We start from the raw sequence: 19616 nt of genomic DNA, 5'->3' as shown, positions 1-19616 counted from the left end.
CTGCATATCTAAGCGAATGCATATATAGGACAGATATAAGAAATGCGCCGATATCCCATCGCCGCATTTCTTCTAATAATATTTATATTGTTAACTCAAAAAAAATCATTTCAATAAATTCCGATAATAACTCTCCACATCACTCCATTTATAATAAGGAAACATATCCGTCTTTACGGGAATATGCACCTCGTTCTCATTATGCATAATCTTGACCAGGATATCGTCCGATTTCTCGCTCCGGAAGAAAATCATCTGCACATTGGCCGCCATGGGAACGACCTTGAAGTCACTCCATACCTTATACACCTCGTACGGATTGTCCACTGCCACATTGCAGTTCTCTATCCGCATCAATGCAACTAAAGGAATCACATTGCCGTCGTGCCCGAAACGAAGCGTTGCGGCAATCCCGCCTTTCCGGATAGCCTCATCGGCACTATCCAGAATATTCCTCAACAAAGGCTTCGCATTGGCTACGACGATGCCCTTTCCGTCGGCATGGTTGGCATTGCCTACATAAAAGCGGTAATTGATGCACTGCCATAAGTCGAAAAGCTCCTGAGGCTCGAACAAATCGTAAAAAGAAACCGGCGTTTCGGTATTCTGCATATCGCTGGCTATCCAGTACATCCCCCACATCACCTCCTTGGGATTCACCTTTTTCAGGATAAAACGCTCATCCTTGAATAAAGACGCAATCAGGCGGTCGGGCTTCGTATGAGCCTCCTCGAACTTCCTGTATTCCTCCGCCCAGGGACCGTCATGCGAAGAAGTGAAACGGTTGGACACATCCGTATGGTAATTCAGGTAATCCATATACTTCCCGCTCGCCTCGTACGAAATCCGTAAACCAGGATTCAGCTCCTTCAAGCGGTCGCCGAAAGCTACCATACTCATCGCACAACGCAGCACCACAGTAGAACGTGCCGATATGAAAGGACTACCCTTAAACACCTCCGGAAACGAAGCATACATCCTCTCCGCAATGCCCCGGTGCTGCCTCACACCCAACGGGGTCAAATCGCCACCATGTCCTTCAGCTTCCTCCCATACCTTGAGCAGACGCCGGTAAGTATCCTCCCCCAAAGCAGTAAGCGCCTGTTCGCGCTGTGCATCCCCGAATAAATCTATCAACCATTTATAATCCCGGTCTGCAATCAGATAACGCGAGCCGTGGCGCCCGTAATGGCTGATATAAAAAGGCTTATACCCTTTAGGAGGCTTGGTTTGCGGAGCAAAGTCGAGCGGATACGCCCAATATACCCCGCCGGTCTTTTCGGGAGTAGCCAACATCTCCTCCTTGGAAGTCTGTGCCCCCAAAGGAGCACAGCACATCCACACCAGACCACATAGTAAAATCCGTTTCAGTTTCATCATAATTCTCATTCTTATTTTATCACTTTATAACCGTCATTCTGTACCAAAGTAGGATTATTCGTCAGCTCGCTTTCCGGAATCGGGAACAAATTATACTTGTCGTCCACATCCTCTCCTAAACGCACGCCGTTTTTCCAATCCCAGTTATGCCCCTTCGTATATTTGCCGAAGCGAATCAGGTCTGTACGCCTCACCAGCTCGGATGCCAGTTCCTTCTGGCGCTCAATCAGCAGGAAGTCCAAATCGAGCTCGTCCGCAGTGATTTCACCGGACACATCGGAACGTACACCGTTCTTTGCATACTTACCGGACATATAAGCTCTTGCCCTGACCTCGTTGACATACCCCAACGCTTCCGCCTTCGAGCCGCCCCCTCCGCGCAGAATAGCCTCGGCAGCCATAAGGTAAGCATCCGCCGTACGGAACAACGGAAAATCGATAGAAGTATAAGCATCGCCCGAGGCACAAAGCTCGTCGTCCTTCGTAACATTTCTCCATTTGATATAACCGTATCCGCAAGTAAACGTGCTGGTCATATTCATATCCACATCCCACGTATCCTTCACCTGGTTAGGGAGAGCGGTCATAAACTGCGCCCGTTTGTCCTTCTTGTTATTTCCCCAGATATCACGGGTATCGAACACCACATCATCCGCATCGAACACATCCACCAGCGATACTTTGGCACGGACATTACCCCAACCCCTGGAGCCGACACCCGTCTTGTAAAGCTCGTCCATAGGACCGTTTACAAACGCTTTCACATAGAAATTCGTTCCGGCGGAACTCTGCGCACGCAAGCCGTCCTGCACCAGCGGCCAGATAATCTCCTTACACGTATTGTTGTCCGCCAGGAAGATTTCACGGTAGTCGGAAGCCAGCGGATAATGCCCGTTGGCAATGACTTTCGTTGCATAAGTATATGCCTCCTGGTACTTATTCTCATTAATCCACGTCTGCGCATTCAGGTACATGCGGGCAAGCAGAAACCAGCCGGCCACCCGGTCTATGCGTCCGTACTCATTGGTTCCCGGAGCCTTCAGCTCGTTCTCGATAGCCAACAGCTCGCTTTCCGCAAACTCGAAAATCTGCTTGCGGGTGTACTGGGCGGGAATTTCCTTCACCCCCGTATACTCGTCCACATAAGGAACCGCACCGAACAAATCGCAAAGCATCGAGTAACAGTAAGCACGTATAAAGCGCGCCTCCGCCCGGTAACTCATATAATCGTCCTTCATCTCCTCCCACAGGCCTCTGCCCTGCAACTTACTCTCCGTACATTCGCGTAAAAGCTCGTTACAGTAAGCGATACTCATGTAAAGCCGCTGGTAAGTCCAGGTAACGACCGACGCGTTGGAAGCGTCCCACTGCAAGTTCAGACACTTGCGCAAGCCGTTGGAAGACGAAGGCATCAGGAAATTATCCGTACTCAGTTCCTGCAGATAGAACAGCAGGCGCACATAACCGGAATACCCCTCATTAGCACCCTCGAGGTCGCCGTCTCCCCCGTCACCGCCTTGCTGTCCGGTCAGAATCAGCGAGGCATAACACTTTGCCAGTACACCGGTATAACCGTCTTTGGTCTGGTACACCTTTTCACTTACCAGTTGGTTGTCGTCCAAAGGCATCGTATCCAAATCGCCCAGACAGGACGCCAAGCCTATGCCCACGAAAAACAGAATGAACGAATAAGCAATTATCTTTTTCATATCGTATGGTTTTAATCCGTTAGAAATTTAAATTAGCACTTAATGAGAATACGCGCGGACGAGGATATACCTCCTTGTCGATACCGCTGTAAATCTCCGGGTCGATGCCGGAATAACTCGTGAAAGTAGCCACATTCTGCACGCCGAAAGTCAGGCGCAGCGAGCTCGAACTGTTCCAAAGCTTCCGGAACGTATATCCCAGGGAAAGATTGTCGATACGGAAGAAATTCCCTTTCTCCAGGAAATAATCCGAATAAAGCTGCTGGTTCTGGAAACCGGAATCCCGGGTACGGCACAATATATTGGAGAAATTGCCCTGGTCGCTGTACACCGACTGCACATACTGGTCGGCCGCCACATAATTGTACACATAACTGCCGAACGAACCATGCCCGCTGATAGCGAAATCCCAGTTCTTATAAGTAAGCTGCGTATTGAATCCCAGATAAGAAGTGGGCAACGCACTTTTGTTCGTAGCATACTTCGTTTCGGTGGCAGAAACGGAACCGTCCGGCTGCACATACTGCCCCTCGATAGGATTGCCCTTGTCGTCGTAAGCCTGCTTCGCCAGGTAGAAAGTATAAGGGCGCTGGCCTACCATGAATACCTGAACCGTCTTGCCCGTACCGGAGATAGCCCCCGTCTGCACGAAGTTAGCCTCCGAGTCGATAACGTTCAGCTTGGTAATCTCGGAATCATTCCATGTATAATTCATCCCCACCGTCCACTTCCAGTTCTTGGTATGCACGGGTACTGCATTGATAGCGAACTCCAATCCCTTATTATCCATTTCGCCGATATTTGTCGTAATGACGGAAGAATAGTTGGTTCCCGAAATCACATTGATAGTATTCAGCAAATCCTTCGTATGGCGCTGGTAATAATCGATAGAACCGTAAATGCGGTTGTTCAGGAAACCGTAATCCAAACCGATGTTATACGTCTCCGTCGTTTCCCATTTGATATCGGAATCATAACCGTTCGGACGGTAAGTATAATACCACTTGTCGCCGAACTGGTAGCAAGACTCCGGATAAGACACCGTGAACGTAGTCATATACGGATAGTCGTTCAAGATATCCTGCTGACCCGTCTGGCCGTAGCTCAAACGCAGCTTCAAATCGGACAACACCTCCGAATCGCGCAGAAACGCCTCCTGGCTGATTTTCCAGCCCAACGCCACGGAAGGGAACAACCCCCAGCGGTTATCCTTCGCAAAGCGGGAAGAAGCATCCGAACGCAAGGTAGCCGTAACCATATAACGGTTGTCGTACGAATAGTTCAGACGGCCGTAGAAAGAAAGCAGATAGTATTCGGACTCGTAATGGTTCGGTGAGAACAACTCCTTGCCTGCCGGAGAAAGCGTCGTCGCATCGAACTTTTTCCAGAAATGCTGCCAGCCGTATCCCGCCATTGCACTGAAATTATGCTTCTCGTTGAACACATGAGAGTAGTTGGCATACAAATCCAGCAAGTAATTGCGCTTGTTCTGCTTGGAATCGTACACAAGCCCCGTACCGTCCTTCATGTTGGACGTGTACATCATACCCGCCATATCGGGCACATTCTTGTTGTATTCGCTCCTCAGCACATCATATCCCAGGTTCATGTTCAACTGCAAGTCCTCCAAGCGGTGCACCTTGTAGTTGACAGCTGCGTTACCGATAGAACGCGTCACCTTATTATGCAAATCCTGCAATTCGAGCTGCGCCACAGGATTATCCGTCTGGATAGCCATAGGCGAATTCCCGTTCATCCAGATATAATATCCCAACCCCGGGTCTGAGGCCGCTGTAGCGCTTCCCGTCATAACAGGACGGGTAGGGTCGTAACGGAGCGCATTATTAACCACGCTTTCGTCCACCTTCTGGTTATCCTCGTAAGACACCTTGACATTCAAGTCTACCGTAAGATGATTGTCGAAAAACTTAGGAGCTATCCCGCCGTTAAAGGTGAAACGCTCGTAATTATTAGTCTTTACCACACCGTTCTGGTTATTATAACCCACCGAAAGACGGTAAGGAGCATTCTGTTTCACCTTGCCCGAAACAGAGAAGTTATGCTCCTGCCCGAAAGCCGTGCGGTAAATCTCGTCCTGCCAGTCCGTAGAAGCAGTGCCTAAGGTTACGGAAGACGGAACCCCCGATACGGTAGGAACGAACTGGCGGAATTCGTCGGCCGAAAGCACATCCAGCTTTTCCGTAATGGTGCTCACGGAGAGATTCGTAGAGTAGTTGAAACGCAACTTGGCATCGGCGCCCTTCTTGGTAGTAATCACAATCACACCGTTGGACGCACGCGAACCGTAGATAGCCGTAGCCGAAGCATCCTTCAATACAGTGAACGTCTCGATGTCGTTCGGGTTGATTCCCCCGATAACATTGCCGCCTCCCTCGATAGTGGAGTTATCTACCGGCACACCGTCTACAACGATTAGCGGGTCGTTGGAGGCAGACAGCGACGCCCCGCTCCTGATGCGGATAGTAGCCCCCGCGCCCGGAGCGCCGGAACTTGCAACCACATTCACGCCCGGCACTTTACCCACCAGGGCATCCTGTGCGGTGGTGCGCAGCCCCTTGTTGAAATCGTCCGGCTTGATAGCGGTTACCGAACCCGTGGCATCCGATTTCTTCACGCTGCCGTAGCCGATAACAACCACGTCCTCGAGCATCTCGCTATCCTCCTCCATTACGATTTTCATCGTCGGAGAAACCACCTTTTCCACATCCTTATAACCGATATATTTAATAAGCAGTACAGCCTTGGGACTACTCACGGTTATGGAGAAATTGCCGTCCACATCACTGATAGTTCCGTTCGTCGTACCCTTTTCCAGGATATTCGCCCCGATAACGGGCAAATTCTCCCTATCAAGGATATTACCTTTCACAACCGTTTTCTGCGCGGAAACCCCTACGCTGAAAACCAAGGCAAGCAGTACGGACAAATACCGCCACCTTCTTCCAAAAAACTCTGGATTCTTCTCGTTTTTCATAATGTCTTCAATTAAATAAAAGTATAACAAAGTGTACCGTCCGGCACTAAGACCAGACCGGAAGCGAAAGTAGATATTACCATTCCGCCAAACAACGGCACGAAACGAAAAAGTAAGTAAAAGGAAGACAGATAAAAACATAACATACTCATTTACAGCCGCATGCCGAAACAAGTACAAGATATTAAAGTAAATCCGAAGGAAGTGATTTTCAGAGTTTCTGCACCTGCACAGCCAGGTCTTTTCCCGGAATAATAGCCTTGTTGCGCATTTTCAGTCGGTAATTATACACCGTCTGAAGCGAATAATGGAGGAAATTGGCAATCTTGGAATTATCATTAATGCCCAGCCGTATCAACGCATATATACGCAGTTCGGGCGTCAGCAGCTCGCCGTCTTTTACCTGCACGCGCTCACCCTCTTTCAGCAGCGCATTGAACGACTCCACGAAATCGGGGAGGATAGACAAGAAGATAGTATCGAACTTATTGATAAACAGCTTAAAATCCTCCGTAGTCGAAGACTGGCTGCGGAGCATCTTCGAAATATCCGCCATAGAGCCGGTATTGACAATCTTCAACAATGCCTTGCGCTCGTTCTCCTGCTTGTAGATATATTCGGAGCAGATATTAAACAGCAAACCGATGTACTCCTCCTTGATGCGGTTGGACTCCTGAATTTCCCCGTTCATCCGGGTAAGATTTTCCGTCATCTCCTGCAGGCGCCCGTTCTGCTCGGCAAGCGACTGCTTCACCCTCACCAACTTACGGTTCTTCTTGCGGATAAAAAGGAAAAGCGCCGCCAGCATAATGACGAGCACGGACAGAACCAGCAGGAAGAACAACGCCTTGTCCCTGTCAGCTTTTATACGGGCATCGTTGGCAGCCTTTATGATAGGAAGATACTCGGAAATGTCGATGATGCGGTAACGCGCCTTTCCGAAGTTTACATCTTCCAGCGAACAAGAGATATAATTGTAAGCCCTTTCAATGTCTCCCTCCCGGAAAAGCAATATGGCCAACTGCTGCAAAGACATATACACCTTTTTGGCATTGGCTATATCGGTAATGGAAGCCCGGATAAGATAATGCTTCGCCAACGGCATATCCCCTTTTCCCAGATACAGCTCCGCCAGCAGATATTCCACCCGCGCCTTGTCGGGGTTATCGTCCGTACAGCTCCCATAATAACCCTCCAATAACCGGATAGCCTCGTCCCACTTTCCCTGCAAGCTCAGGCTGCCGCACTTATTCGTTACATAACTCGCCGTAGAAGGGTCGCTGATAGCCACCAACGTATCCTTGTAAGCCCTTATCCGCCGCATGAACGCCTGCTTCTTGGCAGCCTCCGTCTCATCGTTATAGCACGACAGATAAGTGGTATGATAGAGATAATAGAAATACGTATCCTTCCTTACAGCCTCCGTCCGCGTCACCCTATCGAGCACAGACAACGCATTCTCGTGCTTCCCTATCTTGTTCAGCGCATCGGCAAGGTTCATCAGCCCCTGGTTCACATACTCCTCGCCCAACTCCTCCGCCAGCCGGAGCCTCTCCTCCGCAACGACCAGCGCCGTGTCTATCCTGAACGAACGGTACTTGACGAACAAATCGCCCAGAATATCGAACCGCACCTTATCGTCTTCCACATAATCCAGCGTCCGGCGAAGCTCCGCAATCTCCCTCTCCACCTCCTGCTGATACACCGCACGGCGTTCAATCATCCCGTCCAGCTTCAGAAGCAGGGCATCATCGCCCGTCCCGTCCGCAGCCGCCGGGCAGAGACAGGCACAAAGCAATGAAAATAGAAAAAGCAAATACCGCAGCATCGGCACAACGATTTAAGTACGAAAGCAAAGATACTGTTTTTTTATAATAATTCCCGCATCTTCTTCCCCAATACCGGATGCACCAGCTCCGGCGCAATCTCCGCCAACGGCTCCATGACAAAGCGGCGCTCGTGCATCAGGGGATGCGGCAGTTTCAGTTCGGGAGTATCCAGCACCCGGTCGTCGTACAGAAGCAAGTCTATGTCTATCAGCCGGTCGCTATATACCCCGCCGGCAGACTTCTGCGTACGCCCCATTTCGCGCTCTATCTCCTGCGTGGCATACAACACGGACAACGGCGGCAGAAGCGTATCCACACAAGCCGCCGCATTCAAGAAAGTATTCCCGGAAGAGAACCCCCACGGGGCGGTAGCATAAAAAGCGGACAGGGAAACCACCTTCCCTATCCGCTCCCCTATCTTCCGGACGGCGAGCCGGAGATTGTACTCCTTATCGCCCAGATTAGTTCCTAAACCCAAGTAAACGTACATCGGACAACTCCCAGCCGCTACCTTACTTATCCGTAATCAGCATTGCATCGCCGTACGTACCGAAGCGGTAATCCTCCTTCAACGCCACATTATAAGCCTCCATTACCTGCTCGTAACCGCCGAAAGCAGCCACAATCATCAGCAGCGTGGAGAGCGGCATATGGAAGTTGGATACCATTGCATTGGCAACCGTAAAGTCGTACGGCGGGAAGATGAACTTGTTCGTCCAGCCTTCGTACTCCTTCAAATGCCCGTCCGTGCTCACCGTACTCTCTATGGCACGCATCACCGTAGTACCTACGGCACAAACCTGCCTGTTCAAGTCCTTGGCACGGTTCACAACCTTCACTGCCTCCTCCGTAACAATCATCTGCTCGGAATCGGTCTTATGCTTCGTAAGGTCTTCCACATCGATGTCGCGGAAATTGCCCAGGCCGGCATGCAGGGTGATATAGGCAAAGTCTATACCCTTGATTTCCATGCGCTTCATCAGCTCGCGGCTGAAATGCAGGCTCGCCGTAGGAGCGGTTACCGCCCCTTCGTTGCGGGCGAAAATAGACTGGAAGCGCTCCGCATCCTCCGGCTCCACCGGACGGTTGATGATGCTGTGCGGCAGCGGTGTCTCGCCTAGCGCATACAGGGCTTTCTTGAATTCGTCGTGCGGACCGTCGTACAGGAAACGGAGGGTACGCCCGCGCGAGGTCGTATTGTCTATTACCTCGGCCACCATGGAGTCGTCCTCGCCGAAGTAGAGCTTGTTACCGATACGGATTTTACGGGCAGGGTCTACCAGCACATCCCACAAACGCAACTCCTCATTCAACTCACGCAGCAGGAACACCTCGATACGGGCGCCGGTCTTTTCCTTGTTGCCGTACAAACGGGCAGGAAACACCTTCGTGTCATTAAAGATAAACACATCCTTATCGTCGAAATATTCCAGGATATCCTTGAACATGCGGTGTTCGATTTCGCCCGTCTTTCTGTGTAATACCATCAAGCGCGACTCATCCCTGTACTTTGCAGGATGCAAGGCAATCTTCTCTTCAGGAAGTTTAAATTTAAATTGCGACAGTTTCATAATTATAATGTGTAATGTGCCGGTGTGCCGGTGCAGATACCGCGCACAACGCCACGTATTAATAATCAGTTATCTCCTATTTCTATCTCCTGGGCATCTATCCACTCCTTGAAGCCGAGCGGGTCGAGGCAGTCCTCTATACGGATATCCCCCACACGGGTACGCTCCAGCGCCGTAAGGTGGGCGCCGCTTTGCAGGGATTGGCCGATGTCGCGTGCCAAAGCGCGGATATACGTGCCTTTGCTGCACACCACCCGCACCTTGATTTCCGGAAGGTTGCATTCCAGCAGCTCAATCTCGTCGATTACCAGCAACTTGGGCTTCAACTCCACCTCCTCGCCCTTACGCGCCAGGTCGTATGCACGCTTGCCGTTCACCATACATGCCGAGAAAGCGGGCGGCACTTGTTGTATCTCGCCTACGAACTTCTTCAACGTCTCCTCCACCAGCTCCCGCGTAATATGCTCCGTGGGATACACGGCATCTATCTCGTGCTCCAAGTCATAAGAAGGAGTGGTGGCTCCCAGGCGGATAGTGGCTACATACTCTTTCGTATGATACTGAAACTCCTCAATCCGTTTCGTCGCCTTGCCCGTACATACTATCATCACTCCCGTAGCCAGGGGGTCGAGCGTACCCGCATGGCCTACTTTCAGTTTCTTTACTTTCAGCCGCCGGCAGATGTGGTAGCGTGCATGGCCTACGACCTTGAACGACGTCCACCCCAACGGCTTATTGAAATACAAGACTTCTCCTTCTTTAAAGTTCATCCGCCTCATCCCTGCATTTGTGAAACCACCAGCGTTACGATACCCGCAATCGCACAGTAAACGGCAAAGTAAATCAGCTTGCCCTTCTTCACGATATTAATCATCCACTTGCAGGCAATACAACCCGAAACGAACGCCGCCAGGAAACCCACGAGCAGCGAGATGCCCGGAATATCTCCCGCAATGGCCTCGCCCTTCATCATCTTGACGCCGTCCAGCAATGCCTCGCCCAAGATAGGCGGCATCACCATGAGGAACGAGAACTGCGCCAGCTTCGCCTTATTGTCTCCCAGCAACAGGCCGGTAGCAATGGTAGTGCCCGAACGCGAAAGCCCCGGAAGCACCGCACAAGCCTGTGCCAGTCCTATAATGAAAGCATCCTTCATGGAAATCTTCTCCTTCTGCTTCGGCTTATAATAATAAGAGAAGCCCAACAGCAACGCCGTCAGCAACAGGCAACATCCCACAATGAACAGCCCCGAGCCGAAAATCATCTCCACTTCGTCCTTAAAGAACACCCCCACGATGCCGATAGGTATCATGGACACCAGGATATTGATGACATAACGGGTTTCCTCGTTCATTTCCCACTTGAACAATCCGCGGAAAATCCACCCGATTTCCTTCCACAGCACTACCAATGTGCTGAACACGGTAGCCACATGCACCACTATCGTGAAAGCCAGATTATCTTCTCCCTGAATGCCGAACAATGCCGAGCCGATAGCCAGGTGTCCGCTGCTGCTAACCGGCAGATATTCCGTCAGTCCCTGGATAAGCCCAAGGATAAGCGCTTCAAACCAATCCACTGTTTTCGAATTAAATTAAAAGTTTAAAAATAACCGCTACTCCTTCTCCGTTTTCGGCTTGCGCAGCACGGCATATATCATAAATACAAACCCCAGGAGGCACACCAGCGGGGCTACCTTGATACGTCTTACACTAAAGATATCCGGTTCGAAATGCGTGGGCGTAGACGCCGGACCGGTCATCAGGACAAAACCAAGTATTACTATCGCCATACCTGCGGCAAGCAGGATAAAGTTGGTCTTATCGAAAGCGAACTTCTGTTTACTCATCTATTTATTTACTATTTAACGGTTTACCATTTACAATTCGGTTTCCTGCCCCTTCCTTATATATAATACAGCGTACTTGCCTTCATCTTCAAGTACTTGTTGATAGAAAGCAGGGCGCACAGCCAGGTGATAAGCACCCCGAACACCAGCACGGCGGCAGAAACCAGCAGCATCACGCCGGGAGTAACGACCCTCACCAGCTCCGGTTCATACGAAACCAGCCAATAGGCGGCTCCCCACAAAACGGTATCGGCAACGACCGCCGACAATACGCCTATCCAGAAATTACGTTGCAGGAACGGCCGCCTGATAAAACCCCAGCTCGCCCCCACCAGCTTCATCGTATGGATAAGGAAACGCTTGGAATAGATAGTCAGGCGGATTGTATTGTTTATCAGCGCAAAGGATATGAAAGTCAGGATTACCGCCAACCCCAGCAGCATCAGGCTGATGTTGCGGATATTGTCGTTCACCGCATCTATCAGGTCTTTCTGGTAAAGCACCTCCTGGATATTCGTATTTCGCTTGATTTTCTTCTCTATCTTGGCTATGCTGTCCGAGTTGGCATAGTCCGAGTGCAGCTTGATTTCGATAGACGCCGTAAAAGGGTTGTAGCCCAGGAACTCCTGCGGGTCGGTTCCCATTGCCTCGGTCTGCTCGCGCAACGCCTGCTTCTTGGAGATATATTCCGTCTCCTTGACGAACGGTTCCTTGTCGAGCCTCTTTTGCAGTTTCAGGATATCGCTCTCCTTCATATCGTCGCTGATAAGAATGGAGAAGTTGATATTCTCCCTTACATACACGGAAAGGTTGTGGGCTCCCAATACGAAGAACACCACCAGCCCCAGCAACAGCAGCACCAGCGTAGTGCTTATGCTGGAAGTGACGAACTGCATATCGAAATAAGACACGGAGTTATTTTTGACTTTCTTCTTCATTGCTAATCCCTTATCGCATTTATCACTCTACCGTCTTATCGCTTTTCTTCTTGCGAAACACGTAAATCATGGAACTGCTGCGCTCCTTACTCACCAGCGCATGCAGCCACGCCCATGTACCGGTAATCATCCCCCGTACAAACGGGCACGAACGGCGCATGTTCTTCTCCGTCAGCATGGACACGTAAAAGGCGTCGAACGGCATAGGATGACGTTCTGCCAAGATAAATCCGTGCCTGGCTCCCAACCGCTGGATAGTGCCGGGAGTAAAATGCCACAAATGCCGGGGAACGTCGTAGGCTGCCCAGTAAGCCCCGTATTTCCTGGCGTCATACGAAGAGCAGTTGGGCACGGCTACAATCAGTACGCCTTTCTCCGTAAGCAGCGAGTTCAGTATCTCCCAGGTTTCGTTCAATGCTTCCAGATGCTCCATGACGTGCCACAGGGTGATGACATCGAAGCTGCCTGGTGCAAAATCTTTCAGGGCGGTATCCGCCTTCACCTCCAGCCCGAAATGCGCTGCTGCGAACGCACGGGCGCCGGCATTCTTCTCGACGGCATCCACCTGCCAGCCGCAGCGTTTCATCGTATCGGCAAAATAGCCCGTACCCGTACCGATGTCCAGCAAACGCCCCGTTTTCCGGTGCGCCTCATACGCCACCAGGCGGGCTTTCCGCTTCAGCATATAGCTGCGCACCCAGTGGTACACGGAGTTCACCGCTCCTTTTTTCGTATCTGAATGTGAAATATAATCGGGAGTCTCGTAATAACGTCCGATTTCCGCCTCTACGGGAAAGTCCTGGGTAAAGATGAAACCGCAATCCCGGCAACGGCATAAATGGAACACTTCACCCGAGGCATAATGGTCTACGCAGGTCAGGGTACGCTCCAAATGCGTTCCGCCACATACCGGACAAGCTTTTATAGTGAGTTTATTCATCGAACGTTCTACCAATAAGGAAGTGCAGCCCCGCACTAATCCTAAATTTGGTGCAAAATAACAAATAAAAAGTGATTTACAAGGCTTTCATTAAGGAGATTTAATAATAAGATGAAATAAAAACTTTTCCAGTGACGGCTAAACGGCGGAAACGGGAAAAACAGTGCAGGCGGGTGCAGGAATTAATTCGTTAGACAGAAGTCTACCGTGCGTTAAACAGCCGTTATCCTTTCGTTATACAGTTGTCTAACGAAAGGGAAACAGCCGCCTAACGAATTAAAAGCGGCAAACGGAGGGGATAACAGAGGGAAAGGCGGAGACTGTTATTCCTACGGAGCGGACTAACCACAGCCTTTGTGTCCGTTATCGGGCGGACAAGTGTCCGGTAACGGACAACTGCTCCAACCCAATATATATTGATAATCAACATATTAGTATTATGGCACGGAGTTTGACTTTTATCTGGCGAAGGCGTCCGGAAAAAAAGATGAACGGAAAAGCAACTTTTCACACCGGAGGTTACGTCTAAAGATAAAACGGGAATAATAACAATAAAAAAATAAAGGATATGAAAACTGTAAATCTATTCAAGGCAGCCGCATTCGCAGCAATGGTTATCGTAAGCGTTATGAACTCGGAAGTAAAGGCACAGGAAAACTTCATCACCAATGACGAGGTGGAAAACGGCCTGGTAGTGGCAAAGACTATCTTCAAGCAAGACGGAGCTTACCTCTATAACCACATACGTTACGAATTTACGTACGACAGCGAAAACCGTCTGACCGGGAAAATCGCCTCCAAATGGGACGGCTCCAAAGACGAATGGACTCCTTACTTCAAGATGTCCTACCGATACGGCGACAACGAAATAACCATGTCCTATGCCCGCTGGAACGAAAAGCACCGGGCTTACGACAAGGACGTGAAAAAGAGCGTATACGAGATGAATGCGGAAAACATGCCGGTAACCTATAAAAACTACGAGCAAAGCAACGGCACGCCGTACTGGACTTTAGTGAGTTACAACCGCATAGACCCGGCCGCCGGCCTGCTGGCAATCACCGAATAAACAAAAAATCAAAGTTAACAATAATGAAAGGGGGCATAGGCCGTGAGGCTCATGCCCTCTGTTTTTTTCGTGTACCGGCGGGTTATACTTCTTCGCCTTTCAGCGTTGCCGAACTGCTTTCCGTAATCCTGACCGTTACGAAATCGCCCACCCGGTGCGTGCCGCGGTCGAAAACAACCACCCGGTTCTGCTCGGTACGTCCGAAAAGCTGGTCGCGCGAGCGTTTGGAAACGCCCTCTACCAGCACTTCGTAGGTCTTGCCTACACAGCGGGCGTTGGCCTCGGCAGAAAGGCGGTTCTGCAAGGCTATGATTTCGTTCAGGCGGCGAATCTTCACCTCCTCGGGCACATCGTCCGGCAGATGCTTGGATGCGTACGTGCCCGGACGCTCGGAATACTTGAACATGAAAGCGGCATCGTAACCGCACTCCTCCATGAGGGAGAGGGAGAGCCGGTGGTCTTCCTCCGTCTCGGAATGGAAACCGGAGAATATGTCCGTAGACAGGCCGCAATCGGGAATGATGCGGCGGATAGCCTCTACGCGTTCCAAATACCACTCGCGGGTATATTTACGGTTCATCAGCTTCAGGATGCGGCTGCTTCCGCTCTGTACGGGCAGGTGGATATGCCTGCATACGTTGGGCACTTCGGCAATGACCCGCAAGGTTTCGTCACTCATATCCTTGGGATGCGAGGTGGTGAAACGGACGCGGATGCCCGGAGCCGCCTCGGCCACGGTGCGCAGCAGCATGGGGAAAGTAACCGTTTCGCCGTTCGCCTTTTCGAAGCGGTAGGAGTTGACGTTCTGCCCCAGCAGGGTTACTTCCTTATAGCCTTTCGCCACCAGGTCGGCCACTTCGTTCAGGATGCTTTCCACATCGCGGCTACGCTCCCGTCCGCGGGTATAAGGGACTATGCAATACGTGCAAAAGTTGTTGCAGCCGCGCATAATGGAGACAAAGCCCGAAATATGGTTTCCGCAAATGCGCGAGGGTATCACATCGCGGTACGTCTCCGTCGTGGAAAGTTCCACGTTAATAGCCTTCTCGCCTGCTTCCACGGCGGCAATCAGCTCGGGCAAGGTGAGGTAGGCATCCGGACCCACCACCAAATCCACGTGATGATTCGTAATCAAATCGTCCTTCACGCGCTCTGCCATACATCCCAGCACGCCGACAATCAGATTCCGCTTTTTCTTCTTGAGCGAGTGGAAAAACTCCAGGCGGTTCAGGATTTTCTGTTCGGCGTTATCGCGAATGGAACAGGTGTTCATAAACACCGCATCCGCCTCCTCCAGCGTTCCGGCTACGGAATACCCCGCCATTTGCATTACCGAGGCTATCACTTCACTGTCTGCCACATTCATCTGGCAGCCATAGGTTTCGATGAACAACTTCTTGTTGTCATCGGCAGTTGCAGATTTAAAGTCTGCTCCCGTTACATTTTCCATTATCTCTTCAGTTTTTTAGGTTCACCGCGGCTTGCACGGTGAAAGAATTTGCCTGCAAAGATACGTCATCGCTCCCAATAAAGCAGTGAAAGTACGGAAAAATAACACATAACCCCCTCTATTCGACGCATTTCTACTAATTAATGTTAAGCGACTAAACATTTTCCGGGCACTGGTTTGGCTTTATTGGAATAAATTTCCAATTTTGTGAAATGAAAGAAACATTAGATTTTTTCATAGTTAAGGTTTAGGTTAAAAAATTAAGGGGAGCTGTGAAGCTGCCCTTTTTTCATGTCAATTTGTTGGCTACAATCAGATTAAATAATTACCTTTGGCGGTGGAAAACAAATAAAGGCTTATGGAAGACATTTTCAAATTTCTGTTAGTTATAGGCATTCTCATCATAGGTTTCGTCAGGCAAGCAAAGAAAGAAGCGAAAAAGAAAGCCGGAAACCCTCCCGCCATGCCTATGCCCGACGGAAAGAGCCCTTTTCCCGGAGATTGGGAAGATGCCACCTACGGCGGATACATCCCGGAAGGTCCCGAACCCGAACCTATCGCCGTAACCGGACAAACGAAAAAGAAAACCCGACCCGCCGCCGCTTCTTCCAGCCCTTCCCCCTCACCGGCTCCCGTACCGCAAGCGACCGACGAACCGTCCGAATTCGAAATTCGCTCGGCGGAAGAGGCACGCCGCGCCATTGTGTGGTCGGAAATATTACAGCGGAAGTATTAGCACTGCCGGGGAGGTGAGACATCGAAAGCCGAGATGATTCCTTACACGAAAAAATAACTATAATTATGGCATTTAATTACATTTCGGCAGCAGAAGCTGCAAGCCTGATTAAACATGGCTACAACATCGGCCTGAGCGGATTTACTCCCGCAGGAACGGCCAAGGCCGTAACGGCTGAATTAGCGAAAATCGCAGAAGCGGAACATGCGAAAGGAAACCCTTTCCAAATAGGTATCTTTACGGGAGCCTCCACGGGCGACTCCTGCGACGGTATCCTGTCCCGCGTCAAAGCTATCCGTTACCGCGCTCCCTACACGACGAACCCCGATTTCCGCAAAGCGGTGAACAACGGCGAGATTGCCTATAACGACATCCATTTGTCGCAAATGGCGCAGGAGGTGCGCTACGGCTTCATGGGAAAGGTGAACGTAGCCGTTATCGAGGCTTGCGAGGTGACGCCCGACGGCAAAATCTACCTGACCGCCGCCGGTGGTATCGCCCCCACTATCTGCCGCCTTGCCGACCAGATTATCGTAGAGCTGAATGCCGCCCACAGCAAGAATGCCATGGGGCTGCACGATGTCTATGAACCGCTGGACCCGCCTTACCGCCGCGAAATACCGATTTTCAAGCCGAGCGACCGTATCGGCCAGCCTTACATCCAGGTAGACCCGAAAAAAATCGTCGGCATAGTAGAGACCGACTGGCCGGACGAGGCGCGCTCTTTTGCGGCTGCCGACCCGCTGACCGACAAAATCGGGCAGAACGTAGCCGACTTCCTTGCCGCCGACATGAAGCGGGGCATCATCCCTCCGACCTTCCTGCCGTTGCAGTCGGGTGTGGGCAACATCGCCAACGCCGTACTGGGCGCCCTGGGACGCGACAAGACTATCCCGGCATTCGAAATGTACACGGAGGTTATCCAGAACTCCGTTATCGGGCTGATTCGCGAGGGCCGCGTGAAGTTCGGCAGCGCCTGCTCGCTGACCGTAACCAATGACTGTCTGAACGGTATATACGAAGATATGGATTTCTTCCGCGACAAGCTGGTTCTCCGTCCGTCGGAGATATCCAACAGTCCGGAAGTGGTACGCCGCCTGGGTATCATCTCTATCAATACGGCTATCGAGGCCGACCTTTACGGCAACGTGAACTCCACCCACATCGGCGGTACGAAGATGATGAACGGCATCGGCGGTTCGGGCGACTTTACGCGCAATGCCTACATCTCTATCTTCACGTGTCCGTCCGTAGCCAAAGAGGGCAAAATCAGCGCTATCGTGCCTATGGTTTCGCATGTAGACCACAGCGAACACGACGTCAACATCATCGTTACCGAACAGGGTGTGGCCGACCTGCGCGGCAAGAGTCCTAAAGAGCGTGCACAGGCTATCATCGAGAACTGCGTTCACCCGGACTACAAGAATATCCTGTGGGATTACCTGAAACTGACCGACGGCAAAGCCCAGACACCGCATTCCATGCGTGCTGCCCTGGCTATGCACGCAGAGCTGGCTAAAAGCGGGGATATGAAGAATATAGACTGGGGACAATATAAATAAGTCCCCGTTAAATCCCCGTACACCGGCAATATAACAACCGTAGCTTAAATAATACCATAGCCTACAATAAATAATACCGTAGCCTACAAAACAGGGCTGTCCTGGAATCCCTTCCCGGACAGCCCTTTCTTCATATATCTATGAAGATACAGAGAGAGTATGATAAATACCCGCTTATTCCTGACCGCCGCCCAACGTCTGGTAGAGGTTGATAATGCTTTGTATCTCCGTAAAGCGGTTGGCGGTTTGCGAAAGCTGTGCGCCCAGCAATGTCTGGCGGGCGGTGAGCACTTCCAAGTAGGTGGTAGTGCCGTGCTCCATTAGCAGGGAGGTGCTCTTTAAAGCCGTTTGCAGGGAAGCTACCTGCTTATCCAGGAGGCCGCTTTTCTCCTTGCTGACCTGGTAGGCGGTCAACGCATTGTTCACCTCGCTACCGGCATTGAGCAATGTTTGCCGGAAGGCAAGCTCGGCTTCTTCCTGCTGCGCCTTGGCTATCTTCAACTGTCCGAGAAGCTGCCCGCGGGCAAAGAGCGGCTGAGTGAGTGAACCTACTGCGGAGGCGAGGAATTTTCCGGGATTGATAATCATCGTACCCGCAGAGTTAGTCCAGCCGGCGCTTCCGCTCAAAGTAACGGAAGGATAAAATGCAGAACGCGCCGCATTAGTCCCGTAAAACGCCGCCTCTAACGTCCTTTCGGCAGAGCGGACATCGGGACGGCAAGAGAGCATCCGTACCGGAATACCTACGGAAAATTCGGCCGGGAACTGCTGGCCTTCCAACGTACCGCGCTCATAACGGCGCGGAGTTTCTGCCAGCAAGAGGGCAAGCGAGTTCTCCACCTGGTTGATTTGCTCCTTCAAATCGAGTACGGAAGTCCGTACCTGGTAATAGCTCCCTTCCATTTGCGAAACGGCAGTCTCATCCGCCAGCCCGGCATTCATCAGGGCGCGGGTGGAGGCAACGGTTTCTTTCCATGCCTCCTCCGTCTGCTGCGAAATGGCAAGCTGCTCGTCGAGCATCAGCAAGGTATAATAGGTATTGGCTATGCCGGCAATGAGTTGCACACGCACCGCCTGGCGGTAGTCCTCGCTCTGTGCCAGCAAAGCCCTCGCCTGCTTCTTGGCATTGCGCATACGGCCGAATATATCCAGCTCCCAACTTGCCGTAACGGGAAGCGAGTAAGTCTGCGTAGCCTTATGGGTATCGAAACTGCTGACCGTGCCCTGCGGTGCAAGGGCAAGCGACGGCAGGAAGGCGAGCTTGGCGGAGAGCAGGGTAGCTTCCGCCTCCTTTACGCGAAGCTGCGCCGACCGGTAATCGGTATTGTTCTGCAAGCCCTGCTCGATAAGCGCTTGCAGGTACGAGTCGGTAAAGAGCGTCCGCCAGTCCATGCTGCCCAGCCCCAGGCTATCTTCCGGGACGGCCGGCGAAAGGCTGTCGCCCAAAGCTGCTGCCTCCGTTCCGTAAAGGTTTTCGGGAACATCGGCAACGGGCTTGTATTTGGTGTAAATACCGCAACCACTCAGTAAAAGGGGAGCGGCAAGCAATGTTATAATCTGTTTTTTCATTCGTTTATTCCTATTTTTA

At 51.3% G+C, this 19616-nt stretch carries 16 protein-coding genes; 3 read left to right on the top strand and 13 right to left on the bottom strand.

Going from position 1 to position 19616, the window contains the following annotated elements:
• Positions 1 to 105: 105 nt before the first annotated feature.
• The 11 genes from C233_RS0101465 to C233_RS0101415 form a co-directional block, all read right to left on the bottom strand.
• Positions 106 to 1380 (bottom strand): histidine-type phosphatase, encoded by a 1275-nt coding sequence (locus C233_RS0101465; protein WP_025068534.1) that lies wholly within the window; start codon positions 1378 to 1380, stop codon positions 106 to 108.
• An 11-nt stretch (positions 1381 to 1391) separates the two neighbouring features.
• Positions 1392 to 3089 carry a RagB/SusD family nutrient uptake outer membrane protein gene (locus C233_RS0101460; RefSeq protein ID WP_018665704.1) on the bottom strand — a complete coding sequence of 566 codons (1698 nt, stop codon included), beginning with the start codon at positions 3087 to 3089 and terminating at the stop codon, positions 1392 to 1394.
• A gap of 19 nt (positions 3090 to 3108) precedes the next feature.
• Complete coding sequence (locus tag C233_RS0101455) at positions 3109 to 6084, bottom strand: SusC/RagA family TonB-linked outer membrane protein (RefSeq protein WP_018665703.1); 2976 nt, start codon at positions 6082 to 6084, stop codon at positions 3109 to 3111.
• A gap of 211 nt (positions 6085 to 6295) precedes the next feature.
• A complete protein-coding gene (locus tag C233_RS0101450) occupies positions 6296 to 7912 on the bottom strand; it encodes a DUF6377 domain-containing protein (RefSeq protein ID WP_018665701.1) in 1617 nt (538 codons plus the stop codon).
• Positions 7913 to 7953: 41 nt separating this feature from the next.
• The gene (gene folK, locus C233_RS0101445; RefSeq protein ID WP_018665699.1) at positions 7954 to 8403 is read right to left on the bottom strand and encodes a 2-amino-4-hydroxy-6-hydroxymethyldihydropteridine diphosphokinase; all 450 of its coding nucleotides are present in this window, start codon (positions 8401 to 8403) and stop codon (positions 7954 to 7956) included.
• Positions 8404 to 8425: 22 nt separating this feature from the next.
• Complete coding sequence (gene queA / locus C233_RS0101440; protein ID WP_018665697.1) at positions 8426 to 9484, bottom strand: tRNA preQ1(34) S-adenosylmethionine ribosyltransferase-isomerase QueA; 1059 nt, start codon at positions 9482 to 9484, stop codon at positions 8426 to 8428.
• Positions 9485 to 9549: 65 nt separating this feature from the next.
• Positions 9550 to 10254 carry a tRNA pseudouridine(55) synthase TruB gene (gene truB, locus C233_RS0101435; RefSeq protein ID WP_025068533.1) on the bottom strand — a complete coding sequence of 235 codons (705 nt, stop codon included), beginning with the start codon at positions 10252 to 10254 and terminating at the stop codon, positions 9550 to 9552.
• 5 nt (positions 10255 to 10259) lie between these two features.
• Positions 10260 to 11063 carry an undecaprenyl-diphosphate phosphatase gene (locus C233_RS0101430; RefSeq protein WP_018665694.1) on the bottom strand — a complete coding sequence of 268 codons (804 nt, stop codon included), beginning with the start codon at positions 11061 to 11063 and terminating at the stop codon, positions 10260 to 10262.
• A gap of 36 nt (positions 11064 to 11099) precedes the next feature.
• Positions 11100 to 11333 carry a DUF3098 domain-containing protein gene (locus C233_RS0101425; RefSeq protein WP_018665693.1) on the bottom strand — a complete coding sequence of 78 codons (234 nt, stop codon included), beginning with the start codon at positions 11331 to 11333 and terminating at the stop codon, positions 11100 to 11102.
• Positions 11334 to 11389: 56 nt separating this feature from the next.
• Entirely contained in the window at positions 11390 to 12271 is an 882-nt protein-coding gene (locus tag C233_RS0101420) for a cell division protein FtsX (protein ID WP_018665692.1), read from the bottom strand.
• Between the two features lie 22 nt (positions 12272 to 12293).
• Positions 12294 to 13211 (bottom strand): class I SAM-dependent methyltransferase, encoded by a 918-nt coding sequence (locus C233_RS0101415; RefSeq protein ID WP_025068532.1) that lies wholly within the window; start codon positions 13209 to 13211, stop codon positions 12294 to 12296.
• 568 nt (positions 13212 to 13779) lie between these two features.
• Between C233_RS0101415 and C233_RS0101410 the strand changes: the two genes are divergently transcribed.
• The gene (locus C233_RS0101410; RefSeq protein ID WP_018665690.1) at positions 13780 to 14280 is read left to right on the top strand and encodes a DUF3836 domain-containing protein; all 501 of its coding nucleotides are present in this window, start codon (positions 13780 to 13782) and stop codon (positions 14278 to 14280) included.
• Between the two features lie 82 nt (positions 14281 to 14362).
• Here the strand turns inward: C233_RS0101410 and miaB are convergent, their stop codons facing one another.
• On the bottom strand, positions 14363 to 15730 hold the full coding sequence (gene miaB / locus C233_RS0101405; protein ID WP_018665689.1) for a tRNA (N6-isopentenyl adenosine(37)-C2)-methylthiotransferase MiaB: 1368 nt from the start codon (positions 15728 to 15730) through the stop codon (positions 14363 to 14365).
• A gap of 358 nt (positions 15731 to 16088) precedes the next feature.
• On the opposite strand from miaB, the gene C233_RS0101400 reads away from it, so the two are divergent.
• Both C233_RS0101400 and C233_RS0101395 read left to right on the top strand, forming a co-directional pair.
• Positions 16089 to 16466 (top strand): hypothetical protein, encoded by a 378-nt coding sequence (locus tag C233_RS0101400; protein ID WP_018665688.1) that lies wholly within the window; start codon positions 16089 to 16091, stop codon positions 16464 to 16466.
• Between the two features lie 65 nt (positions 16467 to 16531).
• Positions 16532 to 18028, top strand: coding sequence for a butyryl-CoA:acetate CoA transferase (locus tag C233_RS0101395; RefSeq protein WP_018665687.1), 1497 nt, complete (start codon positions 16532 to 16534; stop codon positions 18026 to 18028).
• A gap of 174 nt (positions 18029 to 18202) precedes the next feature.
• Here C233_RS0101395 and C233_RS0101390 read toward each other — a convergent pair whose 3' ends face one another.
• The gene (locus C233_RS0101390; RefSeq protein ID WP_018665686.1) at positions 18203 to 19597 is read right to left on the bottom strand and encodes a TolC family protein; all 1395 of its coding nucleotides are present in this window, start codon (positions 19595 to 19597) and stop codon (positions 18203 to 18205) included.
• Positions 19598 to 19616: the final 19 nt, after the last annotated feature.

It is taken from the genome of Bacteroides gallinarum DSM 18171 = JCM 13658, assembly GCF_000374365.1.
GTDB classification, from domain to species: domain Bacteria; phylum Bacteroidota; class Bacteroidia; order Bacteroidales; family Bacteroidaceae; genus Bacteroides; species Bacteroides gallinarum.
The sequence above is the reverse complement of the archived record's forward strand: the minus strand, read 5'-3'. Positions and strand labels throughout refer to the sequence as shown.

Coding starts and splice junctions, on each gene's coding strand:
- C233_RS0101465 (WP_025068534.1), bottom strand. CDS start 1,380: ATGATGAAACTGAAACGGATTTTACTATGTGGTCTGGTGTGGATGTGC.
- C233_RS0101460 (WP_018665704.1), bottom strand. CDS start 3,089: ATGAAAAAGATAATTGCTTATTCGTTCATTCTGTTTTTCGTGGGCATA.
- C233_RS0101455 (WP_018665703.1), bottom strand. CDS start 6,084: ATGAAAAACGAGAAGAATCCAGAGTTTTTTGGAAGAAGGTGGCGGTAT.
- C233_RS0101450 (WP_018665701.1), bottom strand. CDS start 7,912: ATGCTGCGGTATTTGCTTTTTCTATTTTCATTGCTTTGTGCCTGTCTC.
- folK (WP_018665699.1), bottom strand. CDS start 8,403: ATGTACGTTTACTTGGGTTTAGGAACTAATCTGGGCGATAAGGAGTAC.
- queA (WP_018665697.1), bottom strand. CDS start 9,484: ATGAAACTGTCGCAATTTAAATTTAAACTTCCTGAAGAGAAGATTGCC.
- truB (WP_025068533.1), bottom strand. CDS start 10,254: ATGAACTTTAAAGAAGGAGAAGTCTTGTATTTCAATAAGCCGTTGGGG.
- C233_RS0101425 (WP_018665693.1), bottom strand. CDS start 11,333: ATGAGTAAACAGAAGTTCGCTTTCGATAAGACCAACTTTATCCTGCTT.
- C233_RS0101420 (WP_018665692.1), bottom strand. CDS start 12,271: ATGAAGAAGAAAGTCAAAAATAACTCCGTGTCTTATTTCGATATGCAG.
- C233_RS0101415 (WP_025068532.1), bottom strand. CDS start 13,211: ATGAATAAACTCACTATAAAAGCTTGTCCGGTATGTGGCGGAACGCAT.
- C233_RS0101410 (WP_018665690.1), top strand. CDS start 13,780: ATGAAAACTGTAAATCTATTCAAGGCAGCCGCATTCGCAGCAATGGTT.
- miaB (WP_018665689.1), bottom strand. CDS start 15,730: ATGGAAAATGTAACGGGAGCAGACTTTAAATCTGCAACTGCCGATGAC.
- C233_RS0101400 (WP_018665688.1), top strand. CDS start 16,089: ATGGAAGACATTTTCAAATTTCTGTTAGTTATAGGCATTCTCATCATA.
- C233_RS0101395 (WP_018665687.1), top strand. CDS start 16,532: ATGGCATTTAATTACATTTCGGCAGCAGAAGCTGCAAGCCTGATTAAA.
- C233_RS0101390 (WP_018665686.1), bottom strand. CDS start 19,597: ATGAAAAAACAGATTATAACATTGCTTGCCGCTCCCCTTTTACTGAGT.